At 34.5% G+C, this 16973-nt stretch carries 18 protein-coding genes; all 18 read right to left on the bottom strand.

Annotated elements, in window-relative coordinates; all coding sequences use genetic code 11:
• Positions 1–3 precede the first annotated feature (3 nt).
• The 18 genes from proS to NEH74_RS13705 all read right to left on the bottom strand — a co-directional run bounded on the left by proS (position 4) and on the right by NEH74_RS13705 (position 16882).
• Positions 4–1266 (bottom strand): proline--tRNA ligase, encoded by a 1263-nt coding sequence (proS, locus tag NEH74_RS08695; RefSeq protein WP_055304612.1) that lies wholly within the window; start codon positions 1264–1266, stop codon positions 4–6.
• A gap of 105 nt (positions 1267–1371) precedes the next feature.
• Positions 1372–2625 carry an RIP metalloprotease RseP gene (rseP, locus tag NEH74_RS08690; protein ID WP_055274958.1) on the bottom strand — a complete coding sequence of 418 codons (1254 nt, stop codon included), beginning with the start codon at positions 2623–2625 and terminating at the stop codon, positions 1372–1374.
• 14 nt (positions 2626–2639) lie between these two features.
• Positions 2640–3797, bottom strand: a complete 1158-nt coding sequence (gene dxr / locus NEH74_RS08685) for a 1-deoxy-D-xylulose-5-phosphate reductoisomerase (protein ID WP_055304610.1) — start codon at positions 3795–3797, stop codon at positions 2640–2642.
• The gene (locus NEH74_RS08680; RefSeq protein WP_055241419.1) at positions 3798–4610 is read right to left on the bottom strand and encodes a phosphatidate cytidylyltransferase; all 813 of its coding nucleotides are present in this window, start codon (positions 4608–4610) and stop codon (positions 3798–3800) included. It lies immediately after the preceding gene.
• A gap of 15 nt (positions 4611–4625) precedes the next feature.
• Positions 4626–5390 carry an isoprenyl transferase gene (locus NEH74_RS08675; protein ID WP_055274954.1) on the bottom strand — a complete coding sequence of 255 codons (765 nt, stop codon included), beginning with the start codon at positions 5388–5390 and terminating at the stop codon, positions 4626–4628.
• Positions 5391–5608: 218 nt separating this feature from the next.
• The gene (locus tag NEH74_RS08670) at positions 5609–5761 is read right to left on the bottom strand and encodes a hypothetical protein (protein WP_156344102.1); all 153 of its coding nucleotides are present in this window, start codon (positions 5759–5761) and stop codon (positions 5609–5611) included.
• A gap of 23 nt (positions 5762–5784) precedes the next feature.
• Complete coding sequence (locus NEH74_RS08665) at positions 5785–5961, bottom strand: hypothetical protein (RefSeq protein ID WP_172676247.1); 177 nt, start codon at positions 5959–5961, stop codon at positions 5785–5787.
• Positions 5962–6297: 336 nt separating this feature from the next.
• Positions 6298–7407: a LuxR C-terminal-related transcriptional regulator gene (locus tag NEH74_RS08660; protein ID WP_055304606.1), complete on the bottom strand. Its 1110-nt coding sequence runs from the start codon at positions 7405–7407 to the stop codon at positions 6298–6300.
• Positions 7408–7736: 329 nt separating this feature from the next.
• A complete protein-coding gene (locus tag NEH74_RS08655) occupies positions 7737–9080 on the bottom strand; it encodes a hypothetical protein (protein WP_055304604.1) in 1344 nt (447 codons plus the stop codon).
• Between the two features lie 374 nt (positions 9081–9454).
• Positions 9455–10027, bottom strand: coding sequence for a GIY-YIG nuclease family protein (locus NEH74_RS08650; protein ID WP_055304603.1), 573 nt, complete (start codon positions 10025–10027; stop codon positions 9455–9457).
• A 158-nt stretch (positions 10028–10185) separates the two neighbouring features.
• The gene (locus tag NEH74_RS08645; protein WP_055304601.1) at positions 10186–10806 is read right to left on the bottom strand and encodes a hypothetical protein; all 621 of its coding nucleotides are present in this window, start codon (positions 10804–10806) and stop codon (positions 10186–10188) included.
• Between the two features lie 53 nt (positions 10807–10859).
• Positions 10860–11060 carry a DUF5659 domain-containing protein gene (locus tag NEH74_RS08640; RefSeq protein WP_055304599.1) on the bottom strand — a complete coding sequence of 67 codons (201 nt, stop codon included), beginning with the start codon at positions 11058–11060 and terminating at the stop codon, positions 10860–10862.
• 255 nt (positions 11061–11315) lie between these two features.
• Entirely contained in the window at positions 11316–11507 is a 192-nt protein-coding gene (locus NEH74_RS08635; protein ID WP_055304597.1) for a hypothetical protein, read from the bottom strand.
• A gap of 981 nt (positions 11508–12488) precedes the next feature.
• On the bottom strand, positions 12489–13085 hold the full coding sequence (locus tag NEH74_RS08630; RefSeq protein ID WP_055304595.1) for a hypothetical protein: 597 nt from the start codon (positions 13083–13085) through the stop codon (positions 12489–12491).
• Positions 13086–13175: 90 nt separating this feature from the next.
• A complete protein-coding gene (locus tag NEH74_RS08625; RefSeq protein ID WP_055304593.1) occupies positions 13176–13850 on the bottom strand; it encodes a recombinase family protein in 675 nt (224 codons plus the stop codon).
• A 180-nt stretch (positions 13851–14030) separates the two neighbouring features.
• Positions 14031–14972, bottom strand: a complete 942-nt coding sequence (locus tag NEH74_RS08620; RefSeq protein WP_055304592.1) for an FxLYD domain-containing protein — start codon at positions 14970–14972, stop codon at positions 14031–14033.
• A 109-nt stretch (positions 14973–15081) separates the two neighbouring features.
• Positions 15082–16308 carry an RNA-guided endonuclease TnpB family protein gene (locus NEH74_RS08615; protein WP_055304590.1) on the bottom strand — a complete coding sequence of 409 codons (1227 nt, stop codon included), beginning with the start codon at positions 16306–16308 and terminating at the stop codon, positions 15082–15084.
• A gap of 346 nt (positions 16309–16654) precedes the next feature.
• Complete coding sequence (locus NEH74_RS13705) at positions 16655–16882, bottom strand: DUF5348 domain-containing protein (protein WP_055304588.1); 228 nt, start codon at positions 16880–16882, stop codon at positions 16655–16657.
• Between the last annotated feature and the right edge of the window lie 91 nt (positions 16883–16973).

Below are 16973 nucleotides of genomic sequence, written 5' to 3'. Positions count from 1 at the left end.
ACATTATGCTAATGTTTCATATTTTTCTTGAACAAATGTCATTAAGTCAGCAACTGCCACTTCAGCAACTTCACCTGTTTGACGAACTTTTACTTCAACTAAACCGTCAGCAATACCACGTCCAACTGTTACTCGGATTGGTAATCCGATTAAGTCAGCATCAGAGAATTTAACTCCTGCGCGCTCTTTACGGTCGTCTAATAGAACATCAAATCCTGCTGTTTTTAAATCAGCATAGATTTTTTCTGCTGCTTCTAATTGATCTGCTTTTTTCACATCAACTGGAACGACATGAACATCAAATGGAGCGATTGATTTTGGCCAAATCATTCCATTTTCATCGTTATTTTGTTCAATTACTGCCATCATTACACGGCTAACACCAATTCCATAGCATCCCATAATGATTGGTTGTTTCTTTTGGTTTTCATCTAAGAAAACAGCATTCATTGGTTCAGAATATTTTGTTCCTAATTTGAACACGTGTCCAACTTCGATTCCTTTCGCGTGGTCAACGACACCAACACCGTCTGGAGATGGTGCTCCAACTGGTAAATCAGCTACCTCAATATTAGCAGCAAATGATCCAGTTGTTGAGTAGACGATTGTATCTTCTCCAATTTCAGCTAATGCCATAAATTCCGCAGATTGAGATCCACCAATTTGTCCACTATCAGCTTCTACCATACGGTAGTTTAATCCACAACGAGTAAAGATGTTTGTATAAGCTTGAACAAAGTTATTATACGCTTCATCTAAAGACTCTTGTGTCGCATGGAATGAATAAGCATCTTTCATGATGAACTCGCGTCCACGCATTAATCCGAAACGAGGGCGTGCTTCATCACGGAATTTTGTTTGAATTTGGTAAACTGTTAATGGTAATTTTTTATATGAATTTAAGAAGTCACGAACAACGTGTGTAATGACTTCTTCATGTGTTGGCCCTAAAGCAAATTCACGGTTATTACGATCTGTTAAACGCATTAACTCTGATCCATAAACATCCCAACGTCCTGATTCATCCCATAATTCTTTTGGTTGTAACGCAGGCATTAATAATTCATTTCCACCGATCGCATCTAACTCTTCGCGAACGATTCCTTCAACGTTATTTAAAACGCGTTTTGCAAGAGGTAAGTATGTATAAACTCCTGCTGCAACTTGTTTAATAAATCCAGCACGTAATAAGAACTGATGAGAACGAATTTCTGCATCACTTGGTACTTCACGTAGCGTTGGAATAAACATCATAGATTGTTTCATGTTTGGTCCTCCTAAAGCTTACTACGACTATTATTCAATTAGTCTCGACATTTTACCGTCTCTAATTGTTCATTATCGCATCTTTTTAATCCCTTTTCAATCTTTTTATGCACTAATTAAACGAATGATATCGTTAAATGTGACATAAATAAATAATCCAAAGAATAAAAGTAATCCCGTCATATGAATATAACCTTCAATTCGACGATCAACTGGACGTCCAATAATCGCTTCAATTAATACGAATAAAATACGTCCGCCATCTAAAGCTGGGAATGGAAGTAAATTCATAATTCCAATATTCACACTTAAGAACCCAACCCAGATTAGTAATGATGTTAATCCATAAGTCGCAATTGTTGACGTCATTTTATAAATGCCAACTGGTCCTGATAAATCATTAATTCCCGCCTCTTTTGTCACAAATAACATTCTAAAGGTCTCAAAAATTGAAACAAAAGCTTCTTTTGTTTTAAAAATGGAATACTTAAAACCAGTTAATAATGATTTTTCATATTCAGGACCCACACCTATTGAAGAAACTAACGTCCCCTCACGATCATTGACTTGTGGTGTAATTTCTACCGTGTTTGTTTGGCCATTACGAATATAAGTTAGTGTCGTCGGTTCTGTCGTACTTTGAATAGCCGCTGTTAAGTCTTCCCAATTACTCACCACTTGATTATTATAAGAAACAATCGTATCCCCTTCTTCTAATCCAGCAACTTGAGCTGGAGAATCTTGAATAATTTGACCAAGCGTATTCGAATAGGTTGGCATACCTACTGATAAACCCACAATAAAGAATAAGACAAGGGCTAAAACAAAGTTCATCGTTGCTCCAGCTACCATAGTCGCAAAACGTGCCCATTTTGATTTTGATTCTAAACAACGATCATAAGGAGCAATTTGTTGAGTTCCTTTTTCAAGGATATAATACGCCTCATGTTCAACATTAAACTCACGAAGTATTCCATCTTCTGTTTCAAGGGATATCGTTAATTGTTTATATAAGTCAACCGATTTAATCGTTCCAATGACTTCTGGCTTTTGATCTTCTGGCTTTAAGTAAATTCGATCAACAAGTCCTTGTCGTGAAAAACTGACACCGACTACTTGATCAACCTTAACCATTTCTTTTTCAGCTTCTTCGCCTGCCATCGCAACAAATCCACCGAATGGAATAGCACGAATAGAGTAAGTTGTTTCCCCCTTCTTTTTACTCCAGACCGTTGGCCCCATTCCAATTGAAAACTCATGACATAAAATTCCATAATGTTTTGCTACAAGAAAATGCCCTAATTCATGAACTAAGATAATGATACCTAGTGCTAAAATAAAACTTATAATTCCTATCATCTGTCCTTCCTCCATTATTCATACTTTGTCATGATATTTTTTCGAACGTCACAATCAATTTCTAAAATTTCATCTAAGGTTGGGTTAGTAATCGTTTGATGGGCCGATAATGCTTCATAAACAACCTCTTCGATTCCTAGGAAACTGATCTTATTTCGTAAAAACAAATCTACCGCTGCTTCATTAGCTGCATTTAATACTGTCGGGCAACTTCCGCCCATACGTCCAGCATCATAAGCCATCTTTAAACATGGGAAGCGCTCAAAATCCATTGGTTTAAATTCTAATGTTCCTACTTCAGCTAAATTCAATGATTTCGCCTGCTTTAAATCAATACGCTCTGGATAACTCATTGCAAATTGAATCGGAATACGCATATCCGGTGTTCCTAAATGGGCAATAATACTCGTATCTTCAAACTCAACCATCGAATGAATAATACTTTGGCGATGTAAAATCGTTTCAATACGATCGTAGGGCATATCAAATAACCAATGTGCTTCAATGACTTCTAGTCCTTTATTCATCATTGAAGCTGAGTCAATAGTAATCTTAGCCCCCATCGACCAATTGGGGTGATTTAACGCTTGCTCACGTGTAACATTTTGTAGCATCTCTCGTGTATAATCACGGAATGATCCACCACTTGCTGTGATAATCAATTTCTTTACCGCTTTTGAATCTTCACCTTGTAAGCATTGATAAATTGCCGAATGCTCACTATCAACAGGTAATAACTTAACCCCATATTGCTTTGCTTTTTCCATGACTAAATGTCCAGCTGTCACGAGTGTTTCCTTATTTGCAATTCCAATGGTACGACGCATTTCAATCGCCTTTAGTGTTGGTAATAATCCAACTGATCCCATCACGGCTGATAATACAAAGTGTTCATCTCCTGGTACTTCGTCATAAGTTGCAACCGTGATTAATCCTTCACTTCCAAATCCAAAATGAATGGCTGGATATAAGTGAGATAACGTTTTCGCATCTTCTTCACTGATAACTGATACATATGACGGCTGAAACTCTTCAATAATTGCTTGTGTTAGTTGGATATTACGTCCCGCTGAAAAAGCGACTAATCGAAACTTATCTGGATGCTGTCGAATCACATCTAGTGTTTGCGTTCCGATTGAACCTGTTGCCCCTAATAAATAAATATTTTTCATCTAAATCACCACATTCAATACATTAATTAAAATATAAAGTGCCAATGAAGCATATAAGTGACTGTCAAAACGATCGAGAACGCCACCGTGACCTGGGAATAACTTTCCAAAATCTTTAATTCCATATTCTCGCTTCATTGAAGAAGCCACTAAATCACCAAATTGTGCTACAGCTGCTACGACTAAACTCATGATAATCAGCATTAAAATCTGAGTTGATAATCCCGTGAACACGCCGAAAACAGTTCCAATAATAATTCCTAATAATGTTCCACCGATTGATCCTTCTACCGTCTTATTTGGACTAATACGTGGAGCTAATTTACGTTTCCCTAACTTACGTCCAACAAAATAAGCACCGGAATCTGTCACTGCTACGACAATAATCATAAATAAGAATAATTTTAACCCTAAAAATCGAATAAATATCATGGAGTGAAAGGTTGATCCGACATAAAAAATGGTTAGTAGATAGTAACCCGCATCCTTAATTGAAAAGTCCTTACGAACCACAACCGCTAATAATAAAATAAATAAAAATAATGCCATTGTACCTAACCCAAAGGTTAACGTCCCAGTAAATGATAAAGTTTTAAAGTTAAACGAACTAAACATAATCATCAAAGTAGCTAACATTGTAAATAGCTTCACTTCAATTGGTGTTTTAGCAACTGTCTCTTTCATATCAATCATTTCCTGTGTGGCTACAAGGGCTAATAACACGCCTAAAATGATAAACGGTAACTTTCCATAAATTAAAATCGGTAACCCTACCGCAATCATAATAATAGCTGTGATAACACGCTGCTTCATGATTTAAACACTCCTTTAGTTTGCTTCATTTAAAGCACCAAATCGTCGATTACGCTTTTGATAATCTAATAATGCTTCATATAACTGCTCTTCTTTAAAGTCTGGCCAAGCAATCGAAGTAAAGTACAACTCTGCATAAGCTAATTGCCATAATAAATAGTTACTGATACGCAATTCTCCACTTGTTCGAATCATTAAATCAAGTGGGGGTAAATCTGAAGTCATTAAGTGTTGATCAATCACGTCTTCATTAATGTCTTCCACATTTAACTGACCATTTTTAACCTCTGTTGCAATGGCTTGGACCGCTTGTTTAATTTCATCTTGTGAACCGTAATTTAATGCAATCGTTAACGTCATCTTCGTATTATTCTTGGTTAATTCACTAATTTCTAATACTTTTTGTTGCAAGTCTATTGGTAATTCTTCTACATTTCCAATTACTTTTAACCTAATATTATTTTCAACTAACTCTGGAGCAAATTCATTAAAAAATTTAATCGGTAACTTCATTAAAAACTTCACTTCCTCATCTGGGCGTTTCCAGTTTTCTGTTGAAAAAGCATACACCGTTAAAGCTTTAATTCCAATATTCGCACATAGCTTTGTTATTTCTCGAACATTCATTGCTCCTTCTTGATGTCCAGCTGTTCTTGGAAGCCCACGTTTTTTAGCCCATCTTCCATTTCCATCTAAAATAATCGCAATATGTTGAGGCAATGGAGCGTTTAAAACTTGCTCTTTATTTACCTGTATCTTTCTCCTCTTTCTAAAGAACATTCAAGAAACCGCCTTTCATAAATTTAACCTATCTTGTATATTTTAATACACTTAACATCTTTTTTCCACTGACATTCAAGATTTATACAAATAAAATATACTTCCTCTCCTCTACAATAGAAAAAAGCTACTAAGAAAATTTCCTAGTAGCTTTATCTATATCAAGTCATCGTTTTACATCGTATAAAATCATGACATTCATTCATACTAAATACAGGTTAGTGTCTATTTAATCTTTTTTGAGCTTTTATCTTAATTCGATGAACCTCTTCTTTTGTTAATGGAGGAATCTCGCTACTCAACTCGACTTCTTGTTTCTTCATGTGTTTATGAAAAGATAATTTTACAAACTTATCATCTTTCTCACTCATCACATTTTACCTGCCAGATTAAATTAATCTTCTCGTTTAAAATATCCGTAGCGCTGTGCATTCGTTTTGACGCGCGTTTCTACTTTATGCGTCACACGTTTGGCATCACCAACAAATTCCGTACCAAACTCCGTTTCCATTTTCGATGCATCTGGAATTAATGCGTTACGAGCTAATCGTTTTGTTTGTTTTGTTGCCATGTAACTGCCTCCTTATGATGTAAAACGATGACATTTTTATTTTGCATTTTTTGTCGAAATATATGCATGAATCCTCATTAAGTCTAATAATTATTTAATCTAAAGTGAGATTCCATTCATAAACATTAATCTCTCGAACGCCCATCATATACATTTCAAGATGAAAAGGTTTTGAATTATTCAGCATTAACAATCGCCATAAGCATTGATTTCACCACATTCTTAAGTATCCATGTACATTTCCTTTTTAAAAGTATGTTCCATTTCATCGGTAATTATAATAAGGATAATAACCTTTGTCAAGTCCCTTTTAATTCATACCATTAATTCGACAACTTAAGCACACATCTTATTATATTTAGTCATAAAGTTGTTAACCGTTGACTCACTACATCCTAACATTTGAGCTACCTCTTTGCTCTTATAACCTTGAGCCTTTAACTCAACAATCTTTTGTTCACGTTCTTCTTTAGTCAATACTCTCTCATCATCAGTAGCGGGCTTATGTAGCTCTATCATTCCCTTTAAGTCCGTATAAATGGAATCTTCTACATCTAACACCTTACATGAGTAGCCTTTGAATACTTTATCAATTTCACTATGTACCAACTGACTACCACCGCCACACCATACAATAACTAAATTTTGAGGATTGGCTACCTTGAACACCGTTGAATCTAAATCGCTTTTAATCATACTTAAGAATCTACTTGTCACATCACTTACATGAGATTGCTCATCCTTGGTAAACTTATAACCATCTACTAGCCATGAGTTTAAAATTGAGCTTGTAGGTGCTTGAGTATAACCTGCTACTTCTGACATGATTGCATTAGTTCCCATTGACAACGACACCATTTTCTCTCTGTAACCTCGACTACTAAATAATGCAATATCAGTAGTTGAATATCCAATGTTCACTACACACACATTCTTCCCCTTCAACTTGAGCTTTTGACTGATGTAATGCTTACTTGATTCACCTTCTACATAAACTTTTACCACTTGTAACTTTACCCTAGTGTCATGTAGTTGATAAACTCCACCTAACTTACGCTTAAGCTCCTGTGTAGTTCCCAACTCATTATAAGGTAATAGTACATGTAGTCTAGCTTCATCTTGCACAAATCCAAGTAGTTGCAATCCATACAGAACCAAAACATGTAGATTTTCTTTCATATATTTATATTGATACGTTCCCGTTGGTTGACTTGATTCACCAATGATGAACCACTTACCATCAACTAGAATCTTGTTATCTTGGAACGTCACCTCTTCATCTGTTGCTTGACGTACGCTAGAACGGAACGTGATGAACTTACCCTTGTAGCTCATTTTAATACTTGATGCTCCTAAATCTATATATAAAATATCACTATTACTATTATTAATAGTGGTTTTTTGTTTGTTAAATAATTGCTTTATCTTATCAATCCATTTGAACATTGATACTAATCCTCCATATATTTCATTAAGTTGAGCATTAGCCCATTTCTCAATTATCAAAAACCCCGAATTTATCGGAACTTTTCATACCCTATAATGACAGTAAAATGCGAATTTTACCGTAAGTAATCATATAGCGGGATTTACTGACGATAGTTTTAACACCTATCCTTGATTTATGCCGAATTTATCGGTGTTTTTTTATGACTTGTTTTTATCGTATGAGTGACGATAGAGTCAAAATGGCTGTGTTATTCAGCACTTTCTATCCTGTGCTCCAATTAAAAACCACTACACAAGCTCATGCTCATGTAGTAGCTTCAATGATATTATGCGACGTAACGCTCTACTTCCTCAATGGTTACTGTTACAACATTATCACTATCATGCACATTAAAATCTGGCTTTTCGATTAAGCCATGCTCTTCAAGTTTCTCACGTACTTCTTTACAAGAACGACTAACATAATTATCTATTAAAATATTTCCATTGCTCACATAATCTTCGCTTGTTCTGCATGTGTCACCTTTAGCATTATCATGTCGTCTCTGTACATTCCTCTTGAGTGAGTCAACATTCTTATCATTCACATATTGTCGAACATCATTACCGACAGGCAAATGACTTATACCTTCAAATGTATGAACATTCAATAGCTCAATTAAACTAGATTGCTCATTACTTAATTGTTTATTTACTCGCTGCATTTCTTTTTGTATCCAATTAGGAACAAAGGTCATTTCATAACATTTAGCGTACTTATGTAAATCCTTCAATTGTGCAATGCTTTCATCATTACTTACACGAGCATAACGTTCAGCATTATCTCTAATTTGCTTAACACATAGGCTAAAGAACCTCTTACGCTCCTTCTTTGAACGGCTATAAATTTGATTGAATGTTGTTAAACCAAATTTATCCATAATTTCACGTTCGCACTTCATAATGAATGCAAGTTGACCTTTAGTAGCAAATGAAGAACTATATACTCGCTTAGTCACAGCTTTCTTAGTTTGTTTCAATCTATTCATAACACTATCATCTAACACTATATGTGAAAACGTTAATTTCTTAGTTTCACTATATGTCAATAATCGCTTACTCTTTAAATCCTCAAGTGATTCAGTTATGTACCGAGTTATCTTCTTGTGAGTACAATTAAAGAAGTCGTAAACATGTTCAACAGGCATCTCCTCAATCTCAGCTATTTGCTCTTGATGATGGCGACTAACATAGTAATAATCACCTACTAATCCTGTTGCCTTTTGCAACGTTGGCATAACAAAGTGATTTGTATGCAATAGCTCCCCTTGTCCTGTATTCAGTATCTCAATATCTTCCTTATTTAAATCAGATAACATGATTCTCAAGATGTTGTATTGAACTCCTAACTTGATTAATTTACTCTCTGTCATACGTGATGAATTAGGTGTTTGACCAACACTCTCATGTATCTTCCCAATAATTATCTTTTGACGTTGCTTATGCAATTCGCAATATTGCGATAATACTTTTAATTGGGCTTTCTTACTATTTGTCGAGTTAATATATTCCCATCCAAATTCTTCACATAAAGCTCTATGATTCTTAAATACTTTTCCCTCAAATAGTTTTTCTTGTTGAATCGTTTGTTTTTTTACCTGTGGTTTTCTTTCACGTGTTAAACCTATCATTTAGTTACCATCTCCTATCGTTAGCGTTTTAAAAACCGACCAAATAAGATGGTATATATAAGTATATATACTATTTAATATTTATATATACCAGATAACTTGGTCGGTTTTTGTAAGGGGTTTTAAAACATATAACAAAAAAAGAACCGCATGACTCAAAAAGGATACATACATATATCCTTTGAGTATTTAGTTCTTAGTTTCCTTAGTTTATTTATCTCTTTTGATTTTATTAGTTTACGTAGATTATTGATGATGAAGTTTTTTAACCACTTCATTCTTCACCTATATTATACCCATTTTATCGAATTTTGTAAAAGTGACATAGAAACTTTTTTAAATTATTTTCATGAGTACTCGCATAGTGTCTAGTGTTAATCTTCATTACTCACTTTTGCGTGTTGCTCATTGCGTACCGTATATAACCCACAAGCTATATACTCCTTGATATAATCAATTTCTCTTGCTCGTAAATCTTCCTCTGTTGTCGTGATATGCTCTAACATTTCAAATGTTCCCCCACGTCGTAGCATTGATTGCGTATGAGGATTAACATGACCGTTGAAGTGATTACTAATGCGTTTCATAATATCATAAGATGAACCAATGTATACTTCATTTCCATATTGAATCTTGTAAACAATCTTTACCCCGTAATGTAGTAAGTGCTTAGGAATCAACACCTGCTCATGATTACGATAAATAGCGTTATTAGGTCTGTAGAATACTTCATCGGTAGTTGGCTTATCATAAACCTTTAGAATATGGTAGCGTGTAGTATTTCGTTCTCCTGCTACCTGTATTAAGCAATGACGCTGTAGTTCTAACAACTGATTTTGTCTTGCTCCCATGTTCCCATTGTAACACCATCCTGTCATTTGCATCAGCTCACGATATGTGTAAGTTCCTTCAATTAAATTTAACTTTACATTTGAATTTGCGTTCATAGAATATCAATCTCCTCATGAACGAAAGCCTTAACATCTTCACCTTAAAATCCCCTTTCGCTGTTCTTATATTTTTTAGTTCATTTAATATAAAAAGCGGGAATATTCATCTACTCCCGCTCAGTTCTTGTCATTGGTTACTCAAATTTAATTAAGTATTAATACTCAAGTTCTCTTCCCACTAAATCCTCAAGCTCACGAATCTTAGCTCTACTGTCAATTTCACCCGAGTCTACTTTGAAACAGATGTGATTGTACACTTGATTCTGTGATGCTTTAGGTAACTTATTGTAAATCTGCTTTTGCTCACCTAGCGACATATTGATAAATGAGTCAATATCCTCAACTTTAGCCACTAAGTCATACAGTTCTGCTAAGTTAAATGCTTCAATAATATCTTCGTCATCCACCATCAACCATGGACTGTGTAAGAACTTATGACTCTGTGATTCCATGTTTAACAATTCCTCTACTGTTAAGACCTCATAAGCCCCTTTCTCTAGCCATTTCCATGTCATACCCGAACGTTTTGACTTGTAGATTACACGACCATCTACACATGAACGCACAATTACTTGACGGTTACGGTCTTGGAATAATGTAGCTTTGGTTACCTTTGGTTTAGGCTGTGCTACTTCCTGCTTTGGTTGTTCTTGTGGTACTTCTGTTGGAACTGCTTGAGCCTGTTGCCCTTGTAATAAAGCTAATAAGCTGTCTAATGTAGCTCCATCTAATTTTGATAATACTTCTAATGCTTGGGATTGTTGTTTCTTTGCCATGTGTTATATCCTCCTAGTTTTCAATTCATAATAAAAAGCGGTGTACTGCTGAATTAGTAACCCGCTTCTTCTTTCATCTTACGATATTCAGTTAATGCTTGTTGTAGCTCTGCTGTATTCTCAAATAAGAATACGTTATGCTTGGGATTGAACTTGTTGATTTTTACTCTCTTAAGCTCAAATCCTCGTTGCTGTAAGAATCGACATAAGTATAATGACTTTACGACGTAATGCGGTTTGTCTTGATATTGCATGATGTTGTCCTCCTCTATTTATATAGTTCTTTACGAACTTCATAGTATGCTTGTTCCATTGCTCTGTCATGTTTAGCAAAGGTCTCTTGTGCACTGATAATAAATAATAATGTCATGATTATAATTACTGATAGGTTCAATCTTATCAATCCTTTCTATTGTTACGATTCCATTTTTGATATCGTTGAGTGCTCCTCAATTTTGAGGTGTAAACTGTATGTAATACACTTTTAGTTAAAAATAAAACTACTGACGTTAATCAATAGCTTTAATCACTAACTTTTGTGAGCTGTCAACACGTACTGCTTGTAAGCCTAGTTCTGCCAACTGCTTTTGTGCTTTATTCAATCGTAGTTGCTTTTGATAGCCACCCTTGTACTCACAATCAATGTTGAGAACGTACAGTAGGTGCTTTAAGTTTCTGAACTCTTGATTTGCTTGAATCATCTGTATCACATCCTTTCAAGTGGTAATACACTTTTGCTAAAAATATATATGAGGTAGTGTGTTATATTCCCCTCCATGTAAAGAAAATGGAGTAAAATCGCTACAGCCCAAGTACTTCTTGGGGTTTTGCGAGGTCAAGGATTTCTTCCAAATTGTTTTTTACTATACTCCCCTCCATATTTAGTATATTTTTACGTCGTCCAAAATGAATGATTTTTTTGCTTATTAAGATGCCCATAAATGTTGTAACATCAACGTTTATGGGCATTTGACTTTCTTCAAATTTTTACATTTCTATTTTATCACAACTCATTTTTTACTCCCCCTCTCATATTTACTACATTTTCATCAACCGCTAAAACCATTGGTATCAGTGGGCTTGAGGGCATTTTCTATTACTCTACTTTTTCACTTTCCATCAATAATTTGATTATTAAATCTAAAGTTAGCTCATAATACCATTACCATCAAAGGAAAGGAGCGAATAACTATGGCATATTTAGGATTAGGTGTTCTTTGGGTTATGGAAGCTATTGAGTGGGTTAAATTCTTCAATCGCTACTAAGATTCTTAAGAATTAGCATAATTTACACACGCACGTGCATATGCTTTAGCAAAGCGTAACGCATGTAAGCGTCAGCTAAAAGCGTGTTGCCAATGTCCTACCTATTTAGAGGTAGGATTTTTATTTTATAGTATTGAAGCATGAGTTTTATAATATTTAAATATTAAGCTAGTGTGATGGTTGGATGCACTGGCTTTTCTTTTGCTCACCTCACAAATAAGGTGCTACCGTGTGGGAATGGAACAGATACCGTACCTCTTATAAGCGACGAATATCTTTTCAACGTAAACCTACCCCCACCCCCTATTATGACTCATGATGATACATAAGACCTCTCACACAGCCTTATATCAGCTCTTATGGGTATTCTAAGCATAATAAAAAGAGCACAACTATTTGAGTTATGCTCCTTCATATTATTTAATGATTTCAATGATAAGCGGTAAGATAGTTCCTGCTACTTTAGCGCCCTTTTCAAAAAGCCATGTCATTACTTCCTTGCACTTATTCCATTTGCTACGTTTGTTTTCATCTGAACTCGCCAGTTCTTCTAACTGATTGATTCTCTCGATGATTTCACTTACTTCATTGTCATTTAGACTTTCATCATCATCTATAGTTTTACGAGCTTCTTCAAACATAACCTTCAAATCAACAGTAGTTGTATTAGTATTATTGTTTGTATTTGTACTGTGATTATCACTGCTACTTGTATTCGTGTTATTTACGTTAACATTAACTGGTGATTGAATATTACCATTATCTCTCAAAAGCTTTTCTTGTTCATAATCGCATGCCATCATCTTCATTTCTAAACGTTTCGCTAATACCTCTAAACAATGTTTGTAATCAGGTGTATCACTAAAAGAAATCCCTCTTCCTATATTCGGAAACTCAATTCTATATCCTTTTACAATTAAAATATATAAATTCTTCTGACTTTCATACGTACCATTTAAAATCTCATCTTTAATCTTATCAATATCATTTTTAATAAGAGTTTTCAACTCCATATGCTCATCCTTTCTAAATCCCAATTTATTTAGATAAGTTTGATTATAATATCACATACAGTTATTGTCAATAAATGACTGATATAGAGACTAATGCTCTTTTTCACCCTTAACAAACTCAACATATTTCTTCAATGTATTTCGACTGATATTATGCTTATTCATAAGGTCTACTTGCTTGATTGTTCTGTCACCAATGAATGCAATTATATCTGCTCTTAACTCATCTGACATCTTATCAAGTTGTCCAACTTTACGACCCTGCTTCTTCTCACTAGCTTCAATCCCCTGCTTGATTCGCTTGACGATTATCTCACGTTCTTGTTGTACTCTGTCTAATTCTACGATTAACAGTAGCTTGATTGTGCTTTCTAGTGCTGTCTTAGTCACTAACTGTTGTGAGTTAGCAATTGACGTTAATTGACTAATGTAGTCGGTTGAAACGGTGGGATTGTCTAAGAACACTAAGTTAATCCCTTTGTTCATCAGTTGCATATACTTCTCATACCCTGCTTCGGCTTGTCTAGTGAAGCGGGATATCTCTTTGAATACAACTGTATCACCTTCATTAAGATTAGATTCCAACTCTAGCCATTCTGCTCTGTCGAACGTTGACCCACTGATATCATCCTTGAACACATTGCGAACTGTATATTTAATATCATTAGATTCAGCATATGCTTTCAACGACTTCTCTTGTCGTGCAAATGATTGTCTATCACTAGATTCTTTAGTACTGATACGTAAATAGAAATATGTAGCCATGTTAAACCTCCTAAGTGTCATTTAAACTAAACTTTATTTGATAATTCTATTATTATATCAAAATAACTATTAGTCAATATATTTTAACACTTTATCAACAAACTTTTCACAATATAGTTATTTTGACACTTTAGAACAAAATAAAAACCACTACCAACTTTATTGATAGTGGCTCATGAATTATTTAATCTTGTAATTAATAATTTCAACTTCAACATTATCTGCTCTATCATCTGCCTTGAGCATAGCATCCCACTTCTTCGTATCTCCTGGTGATAATGTCTCAGAACCGACGGCATATGTATTTTCTGTATCAATAACTTTTCCATTTGTATCTAATATCTTCACTTTTAGTTCAACATAAGAGTAAGCATTATTTGTAGGGTTGCTTATACTACCTTCAACCGTTATATATCCATAGCTTGTTGATGCGTCATCTATCGTTAATTCTAATGTTTTATATGTTGATACACTAGCACTTGACGAATTACTTGCATCTTCAGTAGCAGGGGGATTTACAAGCTCACCATCAATGTACGTCCATTCGATATTATACTCACCTGTTTCCACCCATTTCTTAGCATCTGCATAACTAATTAGATTAGAACTACAAACTTCACCACAATCAACCAATGTATCAGCTATTCCCTTGAGCCAAACATACCTACCAATACTTGTATCCTCTTCATAAAAACCTTCTTCTTTCGAATCAATTAGTGGCTGTCTCCAATTTGCTTCTTGTATACCATTTTCAGCATTCTCTCTAGATTGTTCTATAGAATCTAAAACATCTTGGTTATCAGCCATTTCTTTCTTCGTAATGTTAACTAGCTCTGTTCCATTCAAATTATTATAGTAATCCAATGCTTCATCTAATGTTAATCCCTCATATGGACTTGTTAATTCAGATTCATATTTATCACGTGAAGAGATTAAAAACTCATCCAGTTCCTCTCTAGCACTAGTATACTTAGCATCTTGATATCCATTAGTCATCAACAATGCTTCTTCAATCTTTGCTTCATATTCCTCAATACTTAGGTTAATACTAGCTCGTTCATTGCTATTAGAGCATCCACTTAATGTAAGAATTGCACTGATTAGCAACATTAATCTTTTCATTTACTTAACACTCCCTTTTATAATCATCCAACATTCATTATACATAAATCCCAATATTTAACACAATAACTATCAACCGCCAATTATCGACATAACAAAAAGACACCAACTAACTGCCAGCGCCTTGAACAAATTCCTCTGAACGTGCAATATTTATACTTGCATTGTGGTCTGCATGTAGCTCAAAGTCACATTCAACACATTTGAATTGTGCTTGAGTCTGTCTATTTGCCTTATCAACATGACCACACTTGCTACACTTTTGTGAAGTATAAGCAGGGTTTACATATCTTACCTTGATACCTTCACGTTCTGCTTTATATTCAATCATTGATTGCAACTCATAATAAGACCAATTCCTTAAAATCCTATTATTGAATCCTTCTTTAGTTAACTTCTCAAGGTTTATAGATTCACACTTATGATTCTTAGCAAATTTCACAATCTCATGAGATAATTGATGGTTATAAGTCTTAGCAAAGTTTCGTTCCTTTTCCTTAAACGATTCTAATGCTTTCAACTTCTTCTTGCGACCTTTACCACCTTTAGCCATCACAAGGGATTGATTAAGAACACGTCTACGTTTTTGGAATTGAGTTCTTACTTTTAAGAAATCCTCTATACTTCCAATCCCTTTACGAACATAAGTATCATCAGATAAACAAACATAAGCAGGTGTTGCAATTCCTAAGTCCACACCGAGTGTACGCCCTTCAATAGGTTGATATGACAACTCATTAGGAATATCTAATGTTAAGTTTAATATTAAATTGTTATTCTTATCAAACATCAAAGAAGATTCTTTAACGTTGTACTCTTTATTAATAACTTTATGCAATGTATGTTTCAACTCTACTGTATTCTCTTTTATCTTATTAGAGCCAGTAATAACATTAAATTCTATTTTATTCACCCATCTAATGACAATATCATCACCTTCATAACGAAACTTCAAATCTCGTCCTCTTGTCATCAATGGGTACGTTCGTTTATATGATGTAAGATTTCGTTCCCCTCTAGCTAATCCATTTTTTATTGAGTTCTTAAAGTCCTTCTTTGCCCTTTGCGTAACTAGACTTAGGGTATCTACACCTCTACCAAATTCAATTTCACTAAAGATTGGATTTGAATTTGTTAAAGATTTAATTGCGTTCTTATAGCTTTCTTGTTTAGTGTCCTTATTTGATTTAAGGTACGCACTAGATAAAATACCCACAGCTAGATTTAATGCTCTGTATTGAGCATATTGGGAATCCCTAATAAATTGGTATTTTACTTTTCGTGATTCTTCATCGGATTCTCTGATTGATAATTTAAGTTTTCGTACTGTTATCATATAGAAATCTCCATTATCATTAAAATTAAGATGCCTCTAAAGGTGACTCGCTTACCTCTTTAATACCCGCCCAGTTTTAGTACCGTGTAATTTTAGATACCTCTAAAACCGCAAACTACATGGTTTAGTGAGTGATTACAGAACATTATTGGTTAATAAAACCTAATGTATTCAACCTATACCCTCACCATTAGGACGTAAAATCGCCCCTACGTCATATTAGACGTAATTTAAAGATGAGGATATTATATACCAACATTCTGAATTTTAAACATATTAGACATTTAAATGTAAAACTAGACAGAATACCATCCTATCCAATGCATCAAGAATAACAAAAAGACACTCAACTAAGAGTGCCTAACATTCCATTGTAAAGATAAGTCACAAATCCCTCATGACATATGAAGTAATAACCATTAACATTATGGTGTTCAATGCTTCCTTCTACGAATACATCTTCATCATCACAACAGAGATTAAACCTAGTACCACAAGTGAGGGTTGTAATATAATCACTGCCCTTGTAACAATCATATCTCATTGAAGCGGGGTTATATTTAAGCGTAAGCATTATTTACTACCTCCTAGCTTAATACGATGCTTTTGATATTGAGCAAGTGTGTCTAGTCCTTGTGTAGCTTCTTGGATAGGTTACAATTAAT

Source organism: Turicibacter sp. GALT-G1, from assembly GCF_025594995.1.
In the GTDB taxonomy this organism is placed as follows: domain Bacteria; phylum Bacillota_I; class Bacilli_A; order MOL361; family Turicibacteraceae; genus Turicibacter; species Turicibacter bilis.
The sequence above is the reverse complement of the archived record's forward strand: the minus strand, read 5'-3'. Positions and strand labels throughout refer to the sequence as shown.